The organism is Pseudomonas sp. HOU2 (genome assembly GCF_040729435.1).
In the GTDB taxonomy this organism is placed as follows: Bacteria; Pseudomonadota; Gammaproteobacteria; order Pseudomonadales; family Pseudomonadaceae; genus Aquipseudomonas.
In genome coordinates this window covers 1,576,289-1,590,703 of sequence record NZ_CP160398.1, presented here as the reverse complement: position 1 = coordinate 1,590,703, position 14,415 = coordinate 1,576,289, and the positions used below count along the sequence as shown (strand labels likewise).

Genomic DNA, 14,415 nt, shown 5'->3' with positions numbered 1-14,415 from the left:
AACCAAAACGCTGGGCCCCGGCGTACGGCCCTCGCTTAGGCTCGGGTTCCTTCGCTCCGGGATTCATCCGGGGGCATCGCCTACGGTTTGCTTCGCTGCACCTCCTCTCGATGTGTTTGGCTGCGCCAAACGGTCGCTGCGCTCCCACCCCCGGATGAACCCCTCCACTCAGCCTGCCGAAGGGGCCGGCACGGCAAGATCAAGAGCTTTCGGCGAGCTGACACTCGGCCATTGAGTGGGGCGGCTTCGCCGCGTACGGTGCATACAGTTCAAAATTGTGGGAGCCAGCCTGCTGGCGATGGCGGTCTTACAGCCGACCAATTTCCAACTGAACGCCTTCAATCCCTGTGGGAGCTGGCTTGCCAGCGATGGCGGTCTTACAACCAACCAATCTCTAACTGCCTGTACTCGATCCAATTGTAGGAGTGAGCCTGCTCGCGAAGAGGCCTATCAGGCAACCAGCCTCTCACGGTCACACCCAGATGACCGTTCCCACACCACTGCATGGAAACGATCACTCGTCACGACATCAACTCAAGTCGCCACATTCAGGTACTTGCCCACCGGCGCAGCATTGTCCAGCGAATACTGCTTGCTCAAGTTGGCAATCATCCGGTTCAGCGCTTCGCTGGTGGTCTGGGTGCTGGCGTCCTGTTGTGCGTGCGGGCGTTCCCGACCTGCTTGTAGCGCCGCTTTCAGTTCGTCGCTGCTCACGTCGCCACTGCTGTCACTGTCGAGGACTTTGAGCAATGCGGCGCTGGTATCAGTGTTACTCGTCGAAGTGCTGTCGCTGCTTTGCAGCGCGCTGCTCAGTTCGGAGGCGCTGATGCTGCCATCGCCATCAGCGTCCAGTTGGCTGAACAGTTCGTCGCTGGAGGCGTGTTGTGGCGGTGGAGGCGGTGGTGGGGTCAGGCTGGCGGTGAGTTCGTCCTGGCTGACGGTGCCGTCCTTGTTCTTGTCCAAGGCCGAGAAGATCTGGTTGCTGTCGGCGCTGCTGCCGGCGCTGGTCAGGCCGTTGCTCAGTTCTTCGCTGCTGATGACGCCGTCGCCATCGGTGTCGAGGGCGCTGATCAGGGCGTCGGCGAGGTCGGTGTTGGGCGCTTGATCCTGCGGTGGCGGCGGGGGCGCCATGGCGCTTATTTCTTCGGCGCTGAGGCTGCCGCTGGCGTCGCTGTCCAGATCGCCAAATTGTTTGCTCAGGTTGACCAGCAGGCCGTCGTCGGACTTCTGCGACAGCGCACTGTTCAGTTCGTCCTGGTCCACCGCGCCGTCGCCGTTGCTGTCGAGTTTGGCGAACAGTTGCTTTTGCAGTTGTTGGCTGCGGGCGTTCTGGGTGGTGCTGTTGGTGCTGGTATAGCTCGTGTAGTTGCTGACGCTACCGATCATGGGCTCACTCCTTGGACTGTAAAACCGGTAGGCGTACCGGCTTGTGCAGACTCAAGGGGCAAGTTGTCCTGGGTATTTTGGCTTTGTACCGGGTGGTACACAGATGCCCCGATCCCCTGTAGGAGCTGCCGAAGGCTACGATCTTTTGCCGTTGCCCTATCCATCACCCAGCAGAATCAAATGATCGCAGCCTCGTTGCACTCGACAGCTCCTGCAAATGGCTTTGATGTTTCTCAGGTGCGCGGCAGGCGGATGATGGCGGTCAGGCCGCCACCGGGGGTTTCTTCCAGGTTCAATTGCCCGCCCAGACGCTGCGCGGCTTCGCGGGCGATGGTCATGCCCAGGCCGACGCCGCCGGAGTTGCGGTTGCGTGAGCCTTCCAGGCGAAAGAACGGTTCGAACACCGCTTCGCGTTTGTCTTCGGCGATGCCCGGGCCGTGGTCGATCACGCGGATCAGCAGTTGCTCGCGTTGATCCTGCAGTTCGATGCGCGCCTGTCCGGCGTAGCGCAGGGCGTTGTCCATCAGGTTGTTGATGCACGAGCGCAGCGCCATCGGCTGCACCTGCAGCGGTGCGCAATGGCCGCTGACTTCAACGTCCGCGCCTTGATCCTGAGCGTTCTCGCACAACGATTCGACCAGCGCCTGCACATCCATCAACTGCAGGGCTTCGCTGGTGCGTTGTTCGTGCAAGTAGGTGAGGGTGGCGTCGAGCATGCCGATCATGTCGTTGAGGTCCTGGCGCATCTGGCCTTGCAGTTTTTCGTCGGCGATCTGTTCCAGGCGCAGCTTCAACCGCGACAGTGGGGTGCGCAGGTCGTGGGAGACGGCGCCGAGCATGCGTGCCCGTTGCTGCACCTGTTCGCGAATGCGTTGTTGCATCAGGTTGAAGGTGTGCGCCGCTTGCCGCGCCTCACGCGGGCCGGACTCGTCCAGCGGCGGGCTGTCGAGGTTTTCGCTGAGGCGTTCGGCGGCGTCGCTCAGGCGCTGGATCGGCCGGCTGAGCAGTTTGGCGCCGTACCACGCAGCGATCATCAGCGAGATGAACTGGAAGGTCAGCGGTACCAACGGCCCGCCGAACCACGGACGCGGCGGGCGATGGGCGAAACGTGGGTCCGGCGGCGGCCGCTGGCCGTCGACGCCCTCGGTAAACTCCGGCGGGGGTGGCGGTGGGGGCGGGCCGTAGTGGTGAAACCAGGCAAAGGCCAGCAGGTGCGCCAGGACGATCGCCACGAACAGCATGCCAAACAGGCGGCCGAACAGCGTGTCGAAGCGCCCTCGCATCAGCCGATGTCTCGCGCGTCGAACAGGTAACCTTCACCGCGCACGGTTTTGATCAACTGCGGGGCTTTCGGGTCGTCGCCGAGTTTTTGCCGCAGGCGCGACACCAGCAAATCGATGCTGCGGTCGAACGCCTCGATCGAACGGCCACGGGCGGCATCCAGCAGTTGTTCGCGGCTGAGTACGCGGCGCGGGCGTTCGATGAAGACCCAGAGCAGGCGGAATTCGGCGTTGGACAGCGGCACTACCAGGCCATCGTCGGCAATCAATTGGCGCAGCACACTGTTCAGGCGCCAGTTGTCGAAGCGGATGTTGGCGCGCTGTTCGGTGCGGTCATCGCGCACCCGGCGCAGGATGGTCTGGATCCGCGCCACCAGCTCCCGGGGTTCGAACGGTTTGGCCATGTAGTCATCGGCGCCCAGCTCAAGACCGATAATACGGTCGGTGGGTTCGCAGCGGGCGGTGAGCATCAGAATCGGGATGTCCGATTCGGCGCGCAGCCAGCGGCACAGCGACAGGCCGTCTTCGCCGGGCAGCATCAGGTCGAGCACCACCACGTCGAAATGCTCGGCTTGCATCGCCTGACGCATGGCTGCGCCGTCGGTGACGCCGCTGGCGTGGATGTTGAAGCGCGCGAGGTAGTCGATCATCAGCTCGCGAATCGGCACATCGTCATCGACGATCAGCGCACGGATGCTCCAGCGCTTGTCGTCTTTCTGCTCATCAGTCACGGTGGTCTGGGTGTTGTGCATGGGGCTGTTCATCTGCCAGTAGGCCGCCAACCACAAAGATGGGCTGCGAGGTGGTGGTTTCAGCATAGGCGTCCTGCCGTGAGGCGGGAAGTGCTGATGTAAGGACGTGTTGCGGCTGGCGAGGCTAGCGCGGGCGCTTGTTGGCGGCGTGTCGGTTGTGTATCGGCTTCGACACAATAGCAACGAGCGCTATGCTGATCACGTTTGCGGCGACGATTTACCGATCATCGGGTGCCGCGCTGGCGCCGCTTCCGCTACAATGCGCGCCGATTTCGACTTGCCTGAGAGCCCATCCATGTCCGCCTGCCAGACTCCTATCATCGTCGCCCTGGATTTCCCCACCCGTGACGCCGCACTGAAGCTGGCCGACCAGTTGGATCCGAAACTGTGCCGGGTCAAAGTGGGCAAGGAACTGTTCACCAGTTGCGCCGCGGAAATCGTCGGCACCCTGCGTGACAGGGGCTTCGAGGTGTTCCTCGACCTGAAATTCCATGACATTCCCAACACCACCGCGATGGCGGTGAAAGCCGCCGCCGAGATGGGCGTGTGGATGGTCAACGTGCATTGCTCCGGTGGTCTGCGCATGATGGCCGCTTGCCGTGAAGAGCTTTCCAAGCGCAGCGGCCCGCAGCCGTTGCTGATCGGTGTGACCGTGCTGACCAGCATGGAGCGCGAGGATCTGGCCGGTATCGGTCTGGACATCGAGCCACAGGAGCAGGTGCTGCGTCTGGCTGCGCTGGCCGAGAAGGCCGGGATGGACGGTCTGGTGTGCTCGGCACTGGAAGCCACTGCACTGAAGTCGGCGCACCCGTCGCTGCAACTGGTGACCCCGGGGATTCGCCCGGCGGGCAGTGCGCAAGATGACCAGCGCCGTATCCTGACGCCGCGTCAGGCGCTGGATGCCGGTTCCGATTACCTGGTGATCGGCCGCCCGATCAGCCAGGCGGCGGATCCGGCCAAGGCACTGGCGTCGGTCGTGGCCGAACTGACCTAAAAAGATCGCAGCCTTCGGCAGCTCCTACAGGGGTTATGTGAACACCTGTAGGAGCTGGCGCAGCCTGCGATCTTTTGATCTTGCTTCAGACCTTCAGCACCAACTTGCCGAAATTCTCCCCGCTGAACAATTTCATCAGCGTCTCCGGAAAGGTCTGCAGACCTTCGACGATGTCCTCCTTGCTCTTGAGCTGCCCCTTGGCCATCCAGCCGGCCATTTCCTGCGCGGCACTGGCGTACTGCGCGGCGTAGTCCATCACCACAAAGCCTTCCATGCGCGCACGGTTTACCAGCAATGACAGGTAGTTGGCCGGGCCTTTGACCGCTTCCTTGTTGTTGTACTGGCTGATGGCGCCGCAGATCACCACCCGGGCTTTCGGCGCCAGGCGGCTGAGCACGGCGTCGAGGATCTCGCCGCCGACGTTATCGAAATAGACGTCGACGCCTTTCGGGCACTCACGCTTGAGCCCGGCCAGTACATCTTCGTGCTTGTAGTCGATGGCACCGTCAAAGCCCAGTTCATCGATCAGGTATTTGCATTTGTCGGCACCACCGGCGATGCCGACGACCCGGCAGCCTTTGATCTTGGCGATCTGCCCGGCAATGCTGCCCACCGCGCCAGCGGCCCCGGACAGCACAACGGTGTCACCGGCTTTCGGTGCGCCGACGTCGAGCAGGGCGAAGTAAGCGGTCATGCCGGTCATACCCAGCGCGGACAGATACACCGGCAGCGGCGCCAGTTTCGGATCGACCTTGTAGAAACCTCTGGGCTCGCCAAGGAAATAATCCTGCACGCCGAGGGCGCCGTTGACGTAGTCGCCGACGGCAAAGCCCGGGTTGTTCGAGGCAATGACCTGACCCACGCCCAGGGCGCGCATGACTTCACCGATTTCTACCGGCGGGATGTAGGACTTGCCCTCGTTCATCCAGCCGCGCATGGCCGGGTCGAGGGACAGGTATTGGTTTTTCACCAGGATCTGGCCGGCGCCCGGTTCGCCGACCGGGACTTCCTGATAAGTGAAGGTCTCACGGGTCGCAGCCCCCACCGGGCGTTTGGCGAGGAGGAACTGGCGATTGGTCTGGCTGGTCATGGCAGGCACTCGAACTGAATGAAGCCTTGTTGATAGACCCTCGAGGCCAATGCCGCAAGGTCGGCTGATGCGGCGAATGCGCAATGATCCAGTGCAGTGATAGTTCCCCGGCAGCTTTTATCACTGCGACGGATGAAGGCATAAACAGCCTTCTGATAGTGCTGACGTGGGGCGCGCCCCGGTGGCTATGCTGCGAGTCTGCAAATCCCTCCTGCATCTCTCCCTTCGAGGACATAACAATGAGCATGACGTTTTCCGGCCAGGTGGTCGTAGTCACTGGAGCGGCCAACGGTATTGGCCGGGCGACCGCCCAGGCATTCGCTGCCGAAGGTTTGAAAGTGGTGGTGGCCGATCTGGACGCGGCAGGGGGCGAAGGCACGGTGGCGCTGATTCGTACAGCCGGTGGCGAAGCGACCTTCGTGCGCTGCAACGTTACTGTCGAAAACGAAGTGAAGAATCTGATGGACGAGGTGATCAATACTTACGGGCGCCTCGACTACGCCTTCAACAATGCCGGGATCGAAATCGAGCAAGGCAAGCTGGCCGACGGCTCGATGGACGAGTTCGACGCGATCATGGGCGTCAACGTCAAAGGCGTGTGGTTGTGCATGAAGTATCAGTTGCCGTTGTTGCTCGCTCAGGGCGGCGGGGCGATCGTCAACACCGCGTCGGTGGCGGGGCTCGGCGCGGCGCCGAAGATGAGCATTTATGCGGCGTCGAAACACGCGGTGATCGGCCTGACCAAATCGGCGGCGATCGAATATGCGAAGAAGAAAATCCGCGTCAACGCCGTGTGCCCGGCGGTGATCGACACCGACATGTTCCGCCGCGCCTACGAGGCCGATCCGAAGAAAGGCGAATTCGCCAACGCGATGCACCCGGTGGGGCGCATAGGCAAGGTCGAGGAAATCGCCAGCGCCGTGCTGTATCTGTGCAGCGATGGCGCGGCGTTTACCACTGGCCATTCTCTGGCGGTGGATGGTGGCGTCACCGCCTTCTGATGGGTTGCCGCAAGACTTGAGAAAACCCGCCTTGCTGCGGGTTTTTTTGTTGTTGCCCGTCAATTCCGCGAATCCGTTAAACAATGTGTATCAAATAGTTAGAACTGTCGCTTTTGACGGCTTTGTCGCACAGCCTGCAGGCCGTGGCTGTGATTTACTGCCGCCAGCAAAACGGACAGGAGTTTGCGTGCTCATGGAATTGAGAATTGACCGACTGGCAATGGTGCCGGTCGTACAGCAGATTGTTGATGGCATGACCGAGTGGATCTCCCGAAGTGGTGTGGCGCCGAGCACGCGGCTGCCCTCCGTCAGGCAGATTGCGCGCGCCAATCTGCTCAGTCAGTCGTGTGTGGCCGAGGCCTGCGAGCGGTTGGTGGCGCAAGGCATTCTGGCTCCCCGTCAGGGCGCCGGGTTCATGGTGGCCGCCCACGGCGGCGGGTTGGTCGGGATTGACTGCGAGCAAGTGGAGGACGGCTTGAAACTCGGCGAGGGTGGCTTGCCGCAAAGCTGGCGGGAGTCCGATGACTTGAGTTACGCGATCCGTCAGGTGGCCCGTACCGACATGGCCAGTCTGTTCAATTACAGCAGCCCGCTGGGTCTGCCGGCCCTGCGCGAACAGATCGTCAAACGCTTGAGGCTGATCGGCGTCCAGTCCCGAAATGAGCAGGTGCTGACGACCTCCGGTGCCAGCCACGCGCTTGATCTGCTCGTGCGCACGCTGTTCAAGTCCGGGGATTGCGTGGTGGTCGAAACCCCCGGGTACGCGCAACTGTTTGATTTGTTGCGCCTGCACGGGGTGCAGATGCTGGAAGTGCGTCGCACCCCGAGCGGGCCGGACCCCCAGGGCCTCGAAGCGCTGTTGCGACAGTTCCGGCCGGTGGCGATGTTCATCAACAGCCACCACCACAATCCCACCGGCTCCTGCCTGACCCTGGGCGTTGCACAACAGATCCTGCAATTGTGCAACGCCCACGATGTGCGCGTTATCGAAGATGATGTCTACGCTGACCTGCACAATGGTAATGGCACACGCCTGGCGGCACTCGATGAGCGAGTGATCTACATCGGCAGTTTTTCCAAGACCCTGAGCAGCTCGCTACGTGTCGGGTTCGTGTATGCCGAGCCGCCGCTGATAGCGCGTCTGGCGCGGGTCAAGATGATCAGCAGCATGGGCACCTCGAGTTTCAATGAGGCAGTGCTGGCCAGTCTTCTGGCCAATGGTGCGTATCGCAAAATGGTCCAGCGTCAGCGTCAGCGCCTGAACACTGATCGGATTGCCGCGTTGCAGGCGTTGGAAGATGCCGAATGGGAGGTTTTCGGCAAGCCGTGTGGCGGCCTGTTCATCTGGGCCCGGGCACCGCTGAGCGATCCCGCCCGTTTGCATGGGCAGGCGCAATGCAGTGGCGTGCGCCTGTGTGCTCCGGGGGCTTTCAGCCCCAGTGGCGAAGTCGGTGAGTGGCAGCGGATCAATGTCGCCTATGCCTGTGATCCACGGGCCCGGCAGTTTTTTCGCAGCACTCGCGTGAATCGACCTCAAGCGTTCTGAAAACGACGCGTGCGTAGCTTTTTGCCATTATTCCGACGCCAGAGACTTGTGCTGCTCCATGGCCGTTGCGAATCTTTGGCAACAGACTTTGGCAGGGGACTACGCGCAATGATTTCCGCCGTGCAAGGACGTTTTGCCAACCTCGGTATGGCGAAGAAACTGGGTATCGGGTTCGTGCTGGTGCTGCTGTTGACCGCGCTGGTGGCCGCCATGGGGGTCTGGTCCCTGCAGACCATCAGTCAACGATTCGATGGGCTGAAGCAGATGTCGGCGCTCAACAGTGCACTGCTCAAGGTGCGGCTGCTGGAGCAGGATTATGCGCTGCACAGCAACCCGAAAACCGTCGATGCCTTGCACGAAGGCGTAGACGCTTTGCTGGCTCAGGCGGCGCAGCTCAAGGCGCAGTCACCGGCCAACGTGGCGGTGATGGGCGATGTCGAGCAGGCATTGGGCGCTTATCGCAAGGCTTTCGATGAGTTTGTCTCGCTGACCCAGGCCAAGGATCTGGCACTGGAAATGGCCAGTTGGTCGGTGTCCAGCGTGGCCAACAACCTGGATGTGCTGCAAGCCGGGCTGGCCGATGACGGCGCGTATACCTTGAAGGATACTGAAGGCAAGGACGGCGCACAGTTTATCGAACAGGCCAGCCAGGTCAGCCAAGTGTCGCGGCTGATGTTGCAGGCGATGAACGAGGCGCGGATTCGTCTGGACCAGAGCCGCAAGGGTGATGCCGAGAGTGCCGGCAAGGGCAACATCGAGCAGGCCGCCCAGGCCCAGGCTCAGGCCGAGCAGTTGAAGACCACGGTCAAGGATGAGGGCTACCTGACGGTCCTCAATGAAGTGTCCGGGCACATCGCCGGTTTCAACGACAAACTCGCCGAGTACACCGGCCTGCTGGCCCAGGAAAAAACCGTCTACGAACAGTTGCACCAGCGTGCGTCGCAGGTGATGGAGCGCGTGGATCAGGCCTATGGCGCCGAGGACGGCGCGATGCAGGCGGAATTGAAGAAGAACTCCGCGTTGATCATCGGTTCTTCGGCGCTGGCATTGCTGGTCGGGCTGATTGCCGCGTGGGTCATCACCCGCTTGATTGTCGCGCCGTTGCGCAGCGTGATGCGGGTGGCACAGCAGATTGCGGCCGGGGATTTGAGTGCGAGGGTAGAGGTCACCCGGCGTGATGAAATCGGTCAACTGATGCTGGCGATGCAGCAGATGGGCACTGGGCTGAGCACGATCGTCAGCGGTTTGCAGGCGGGGATCGAGCAGTTGGCCAGTTCCGCGCAGTCGCTGTCGGCGGTCACCGAGCAGACCAACCTCGAGGTCAATAGTCAGAAGGAAGAGACCGAGCAGGTGGCCACGGCCATGAACCAGATGACCGCCACCGTGCATGACGTGGCGCGCAATGCCGAGGAGGCGGCACTGGCTGCGCAAACGGCGGATGGCAAGGTCGAAAGCGGTCAGCAGGTGGTGCGCCAGAGCATGGCGCGGATCGAGCAACTGGCGGACTCGGCGACGTCGGCCAGTTCGAGCATCGAAAGTCTCAGTGCGCAGATCCAGAACATCGGAACGGTGCTGGATGTGATCAAGAGCGTTGCCGAGCAGACCAATCTGCTGGCGCTCAACGCCGCGATCGAGGCGGCGCGGGCCGGGGAGCAGGGCAGGGGCTTTGCGGTGGTGGCCGATGAGGTTCGCGCGTTGGCGCGGCGTACGCAGCAATCGACCGAGGAGATCGAGCGGCTGGTCAGTGCGTTGCGTTCGGCGGCGCATTCGTCGGTGCAGCAGATTCAGAGCAGTGGTGAATTGGTGAAGCTGGCGGTCAGTGATGCGCTGCAGACCGAGAGTGCGCTGGGCAGTATTGCGGCGGCGGTTTCGTTGATTCAACAGATGAATCAGCAGATTGCGGCGGCGGCCGAGGAGCAGAGTTCGGTGGCCGAGGAGATCAATCGCAGTGTGACGAGTATTCGTGCGAGTGCGGATCAGTCTTCGATGGCGATGCGGGGGAATGCGGTTTCGAGTGTTGAGCTGGCGCGGTTGGGGGGGAGCTCAAGGGGATGGTTGGGCATTTTCGGCTTTGACGCTTTTGACTTGGCGGCCTCTGGGCCGACCAGGTTCTTGGGGTTTTGGGTGTATATCCGTTGCTTCGGGTATTGCGGCTGGCGGTTTCGCCCTTACGGCGACTCCCTTTGGCAAACGCCCCAAAGGAAGCAAAGGTCTGGGCCCCGGCGTTCGGCCCTCGCCTAGGCTCGGGTTCCTTCGTTGCGGGATTCATCCGGGCGCATCGCCTCCGGTTTGCTTCGCTGCACCTCCTCTCGATGTGTTTGGCTTCGCCAAACGGTCGCTGCGCTCCCACCCCCGGATAAACCCCTTCACTCAGCCTGCCGAAGGGGCCGGCACGGCAAGATCAAGAGCTGCAGTCGAGCTAACGCTCATCCTGTGTAGGAGCTGCCGAAGGCTCGGGCCGCGTTCGGACGATCTTTTGATCTTGATCTTGATCTTGATCTTGTGGGAGCTGGCTTGCCAGCGATGGCGGCCTGACAGCCGACCAGTCTCCAAATGACCACACCCATTCCAACTGTAGGAGTGAGCCTGCTCGCGATGGCGCCCTGACAGCCGACCATTCTCTAACTGAATATTTTCAATGGCAGCCAGCCACCACCCACAAAAAAGCCACCTCTCGGTGGCTTCTCTCAACTCTCGATCATCAGTCGTAGATCACTTTCTTCTTCCAGTCCGCATCGGCTTCGACTTCTTTGAGGCCTTCGGTCAACTGGTTCACTTCGCCCTCAACCGGAGCAATCTTGTCCATGACCTGGGCATTGGCGCGGGCCAGGAGTTTTTCCAGGTATTGCAGTTGTTCCGCGTACATCTGCGGGTCTTGCTGTTTGCGCAGGTATTGCACGCCGCGTTCGAAGGCGAGGCGGGCCTGGCCCGGTTGGTTTTGTTGCAGGGATTGTTGGCCGAGGTTGTTGAAGAATTCGATGTGCAGCAGGACCAGGATGTGGCGGACTTCCTTGATCCAGTGTTTGGCTTCGTTTGGTGGCAGGAAGCCGTCGTGGGCGGCGCGGGTGATCTGGCCGTGCAGGGCTTCGAGCAGGAAGCGGACGTCTTTGGCTTTGGCCTCGGTCAGGATCGGTGCCGGCGGGTTGTTGACCGGGATCGATTCGCCTTGGGCAACCAGTGCGCTGAGTTCGGTGATCCGCGCTTTCAGGGTAGCGCTGGTTTTTTCCAGGTTCAGCAGACGTTGGCAGACGTTCAGCTCCAGTCGGGTTAGCAGCAGCTTGAGTGCCGGGGTCATGAACTGGCCGGGGAAGGTTTCGGTCAGTTCGCCGCAGCGGCGCAGGCGGTCGTTGAGTTCGACTTTGGTGCGGGCCTTCTCCAGTTTGTTGTTTTCCACCACATGGTTCATGTAGCCAATGGCGATCAGAATTGCGATCCCGGCTATGACTAGCAGGGTGATCATGAGTGGTGTCACCGGTAAGACCTCTTTATAGGGTTCGCATGCGAGTGTAGTGGCTGGACATTCAGGCGCCCAGCGCCGCTCGACGAGTTGATTCAGCAGCTTCTGTCTATATCGGCTGCACACTGCTTATATGAATGCTGGCGCGAGGTGCGCAGATTGCCATCATTGTGTTGCGGACTATAACGCCTTGGCGAGTGGCGGAATATAGGCGTCAATCGTCGGGCGATGGAAAACTCCGAATGCTCCCGTAAAGCAGGTCGAAGTCATTGATTTAAATAAATTTATATTCGGGGGTTGACGACCTCTCAAACCATCCATAGAATGCGCGCCACTTGCAGCGTAAAGCACACAGCGAAACGCAGCAGGGAGTGAATGTTGTAGCGTGTCCCCTTCGTCTAGTGGCCTAGGACACCGCCCTTTCACGGCGGTAACAGGGGTTCGAGTCCCCTAGGGGACGCCAATGCGGGAATAGCTCAGTTGGTAGAGCACGACCTTGCCAAGGTCGGGGTCGCGAGTTCGAGTCTCGTTTCCCGCTCCAATTTTAAACAGCACTGCTTTCGGGCGGGGCTGAGTGAAACCAGAACCAAGTCTTCGGATGCGGATCTGGACACCGAAACACACACCATGTGTTCCGGGTAGCGTGTCCCCTTCGTCTAGTGGCCTAGGACACCGCCCTTTCACGGCGGTAACAGGGGTTCGAGTCCCCTAGGGGACGCCATTTGCGGGAATAGCTCAGTTGGTAGAGCACGACCTTGCCAAGGTCGGGGTCGCGAGTTCGAGTCTCGTTTCCCGCTCCAAATTCTAAAAGCGCCGCTCAGTGAGCGGCGTTTTTATTAGTGAAAGTTGTAGCCTGTCCCCTTCGTCTAGTGGCCTAGGACACCGCCCTTTCACGGCGGTAACAGGGGTTCGAGTCCCCTAGGGGACGCCATTGCGGGAATAGCTCAGTTGGTAGAGCACGACCTTGCCAAGGTCGGGGTCGCGAGTTCGAGTCTCGTTTCCCGCTCCAATTTCACAAAAACGCCGATCAGTGATGATCGGCGTTTTTGTTTGTGCAGCATTTGTCGCGCAACAAAAAAGGACCTTCGGGTCCTTTTTTGTTTTCACGTCAGGCCCGCTGAATCACGGGCCTGGGCGCTATCAGAGCTTCGGTAGCTGGCCGACACGGCCCATCATTTCAGTGACGATCTGCAGGTCGAGCAGGAACTGGTCAACCGTCTTGAACTCGCCATCGGTATGCCCGGTGTATTTCACCTCAGGTCGCGCCAGGCCGAATTGCACGCCATTCGGCAGTTCATGTACCGAGGTTGCGCCGGCAGACGTGCCGAACTCGTGCTTCATGCCCAGATTTTCGGTGGACACTGCCAGCAGGGCTTTGACCCATTCGCCTTCCGGATTGCGGTACATCGGTTCGGCGATCGAGTAGGTGAAGTCCACGGCAACGTGGGTTTTCTTGCTCCAGGCCGCCAGCTTGTCAGCGATTTCCTTCTTCAGCACTTCTGGCGATTTGCCCTTCGGCACGCGCAGGTTGACTGCCAGTTTGAAGGCTTTGTCGTCCACGCCAACGTAGGTCAGCGAGGTGGTCAGCGGACCCATGAACGAATCGGAGAAGCCCACGCCGAGTTTTTTCCCGAGGTAATCCAGGCCCCAGTTGTTGGACGCATAGCGTGCAGCGTCGGTGATCTGGTTGTGCTTGAGCGCCACCTTGCCGTCGAGGCTGTTGATGAAGTCGAGCATCCGTGCGACCGGGTTGACGCCGGACTCGGGCTCGGAGGAGTGCGCGGACACTCCGGTGACGCTCAGCTTGACGTCTTTGCCATCAACCTTGGCCGCGACTTCGAAGTCACCACCGTGTTTTTTCGCGTATTCGTTGCCGGCCTTTTGCAGGCTCGCCGCCAGTTGCTCGGGCTGGTCGCTGACGAGGGTCGCGACCGAAACCGATGGAATCTGGTTGGTTGCCAGGCCGCCGGTCATCGAGATGATTTCTGCGCCGCTGCCTTCAGCCTTGCGCAGCGGGAAACTGGCCATGACCGTGCCGTAGCCTTTCTCGGCGATGACCACCGGGTAGCCACCGTCCAGCGCCATGTTGTAGTTCGGCGTCGGATTGTGTTCGAAGTAATACGGGATCGCGTCGCCGGTGGTTTCTTCGGTGGTGTCCACCAGCAGTTTGAAATTGCGTGCCAATGGCAGCTTTTCTTCCTTGATCACTTTCATCGCGTACAGGGCGACGACGATGCCATTCTTGTCGTCTTCGGTGCCGCGACCGTACATGCGGTCGCCGATCAGCGTGACTTTGAACGGGTCGAGTTTGGTGCCGTCTTTCAGCACCCAGTTTTCCGGGGTAACCGGCACTACGTCGGCATGCGCGTGAATGCCCACGACTTCTTCGCCGCTGCCGTCGAGGGAGATTTCATAGACGCGGTTGTCGACGTTGCGGAACTTCAGGTTGAACGATTCGGCCAGATTCTTGATCTTTTCGGCGATCTTGATGAATTCCGGATTGTCGTGCTGGGCCACACCTTCTTTCTGGAAGGTCGGGATTTCCACCAGTTCGCGCAGGGTTTCGAGCGCGGCTTTGCCGTACTTGGCGCGGGTGTAGATGCCCAGCAGGCGATTGATCTCGTTCTGCTGCTCGGCGGTCAGGGTCTTGTTGTCGAGAAAACCATTGATCGCCGGGGCGAGGTTGTCGGTCTTGCTCAGATCGCTTTTCGCTACAGCACCAAGAAACTGACGAAAATCGCTGACCGTCGTATCGCTGAAGGTCTTGAGGATCGCAGCACTTTGCTCAGGGGTGATGTTGGCCTGGGCAGGCAGGGTGAACGACGAAAGACTAGCCAGAGCCAGGCTGGCAGCGGCCAGGCGCTTGAGAGAAAAATTCATTGCGGTGGGCATTCCTTTGCAGGCAGTTG

Annotated in this window: 9 protein-coding genes, 6 tRNA genes and 1 pseudogene; 10 read left to right on the top strand and 6 right to left on the bottom strand. The window is 60.7% G+C overall.

Features of this window, described 5'->3' with window-relative positions; genetic code table 11:
- Nucleotides 1–534: 534 nt before the first annotated feature.
- The 3 genes from xopAW to ABV589_RS07100 all read right to left on the bottom strand — a co-directional run bounded on the left by xopAW (nt 535) and on the right by ABV589_RS07100 (nt 3,418).
- Nucleotides 535–1,386, bottom strand: coding sequence for a XopAW family type III secretion system calcium-binding effector (gene xopAW, locus ABV589_RS07110; protein WP_367085387.1), 852 nt, complete (start codon nt 1,384–1,386; stop codon nt 535–537).
- Between the two features lie 233 nt (nt 1,387–1,619).
- Nucleotides 1,620–2,669 carry an ATP-binding protein gene (locus ABV589_RS07105; RefSeq protein WP_367085386.1) on the bottom strand — a complete coding sequence of 350 codons (1,050 nt, stop codon included), beginning with the start codon at nt 2,667–2,669 and terminating at the stop codon, nt 1,620–1,622.
- The gene (locus ABV589_RS07100; RefSeq protein WP_041073744.1) at nt 2,669–3,418 is read right to left on the bottom strand and encodes a response regulator; all 750 of its coding nucleotides are present in this window, start codon (nt 3,416–3,418) and stop codon (nt 2,669–2,671) included. Before ABV589_RS07100 ends, ABV589_RS07105 begins: the two co-directional genes overlap by 1 nt.
- A gap of 295 nt (nt 3,419–3,713) precedes the next feature.
- On the opposite strand from ABV589_RS07100, the gene pyrF reads away from it, so the two are divergent.
- Nucleotides 3,714–4,412: an orotidine-5'-phosphate decarboxylase gene (pyrF, locus tag ABV589_RS07095; protein WP_367085385.1), complete on the top strand. Its 699-nt coding sequence runs from the start codon at nt 3,714–3,716 to the stop codon at nt 4,410–4,412.
- An 85-nt stretch (nt 4,413–4,497) separates the two neighbouring features.
- Here pyrF and ABV589_RS07090 read toward each other — a convergent pair whose 3' ends face one another.
- Nucleotides 4,498–5,502 carry an NADP-dependent oxidoreductase gene (locus tag ABV589_RS07090; RefSeq protein ID WP_007968915.1) on the bottom strand — a complete coding sequence of 335 codons (1,005 nt, stop codon included), beginning with the start codon at nt 5,500–5,502 and terminating at the stop codon, nt 4,498–4,500.
- Between the two features lie 239 nt (nt 5,503–5,741).
- On the opposite strand from ABV589_RS07090, the gene ABV589_RS07085 reads away from it, so the two are divergent.
- The 3 genes and pseudogenes from ABV589_RS07085 (at nt 5,742) to ABV589_RS07075 (ending at nt 10,124) form a co-directional block, all read left to right on the top strand.
- Entirely contained in the window at nt 5,742–6,503 is a 762-nt protein-coding gene (locus ABV589_RS07085; RefSeq protein ID WP_367085384.1) for an SDR family oxidoreductase, read from the top strand.
- A 193-nt stretch (nt 6,504–6,696) separates the two neighbouring features.
- Nucleotides 6,697–8,049, top strand: a complete 1,353-nt coding sequence (locus ABV589_RS07080) for a PLP-dependent aminotransferase family protein (protein ID WP_367085383.1) — start codon at nt 6,697–6,699, stop codon at nt 8,047–8,049.
- A 108-nt stretch (nt 8,050–8,157) separates the two neighbouring features.
- Nucleotides 8,158–10,124 (top strand): annotated as a pseudogene (locus tag ABV589_RS07075) (methyl-accepting chemotaxis protein).
- Between the two features lie 626 nt (nt 10,125–10,750).
- On the opposite strand, the gene ABV589_RS07070 reads toward ABV589_RS07075, so the two are convergent.
- Nucleotides 10,751–11,509, bottom strand: a complete 759-nt coding sequence (locus ABV589_RS07070; RefSeq protein WP_045122196.1) for a hypothetical protein — start codon at nt 11,507–11,509, stop codon at nt 10,751–10,753.
- Between the two features lie 384 nt (nt 11,510–11,893).
- Here ABV589_RS07070 and ABV589_RS07065 point away from each other — a divergent pair.
- The 6 genes from ABV589_RS07065 to ABV589_RS07040 all read left to right on the top strand — a co-directional run bounded on the left by ABV589_RS07065 (nt 11,894) and on the right by ABV589_RS07040 (nt 12,515).
- Nucleotides 11,894–11,969 (top strand) — tRNA-Glu (locus tag ABV589_RS07065).
- 2 nt (nt 11,970–11,971) lie between these two features.
- Nucleotides 11,972–12,047, top strand: a tRNA-Gly gene (locus ABV589_RS07060).
- A gap of 104 nt (nt 12,048–12,151) precedes the next feature.
- A tRNA-Glu gene (locus ABV589_RS07055) sits at nt 12,152–12,227 on the top strand.
- A gap of 3 nt (nt 12,228–12,230) precedes the next feature.
- Nucleotides 12,231–12,306 (top strand) — tRNA-Gly (locus ABV589_RS07050).
- Nucleotides 12,307–12,361: 55 nt separating this feature from the next.
- Nucleotides 12,362–12,437 (top strand) — tRNA-Glu (locus tag ABV589_RS07045).
- Between the two features lie 2 nt (nt 12,438–12,439).
- A tRNA-Gly gene (locus ABV589_RS07040) sits at nt 12,440–12,515 on the top strand.
- Between the two features lie 131 nt (nt 12,516–12,646).
- Here the strand turns inward: ABV589_RS07040 and ABV589_RS07035 are convergent.
- A complete protein-coding gene (locus ABV589_RS07035; RefSeq protein ID WP_367085382.1) occupies nt 12,647–14,386 on the bottom strand; it encodes a dipeptidase in 1,740 nt (579 codons plus the stop codon).
- Nucleotides 14,387–14,415 lie beyond the last annotated feature (29 nt).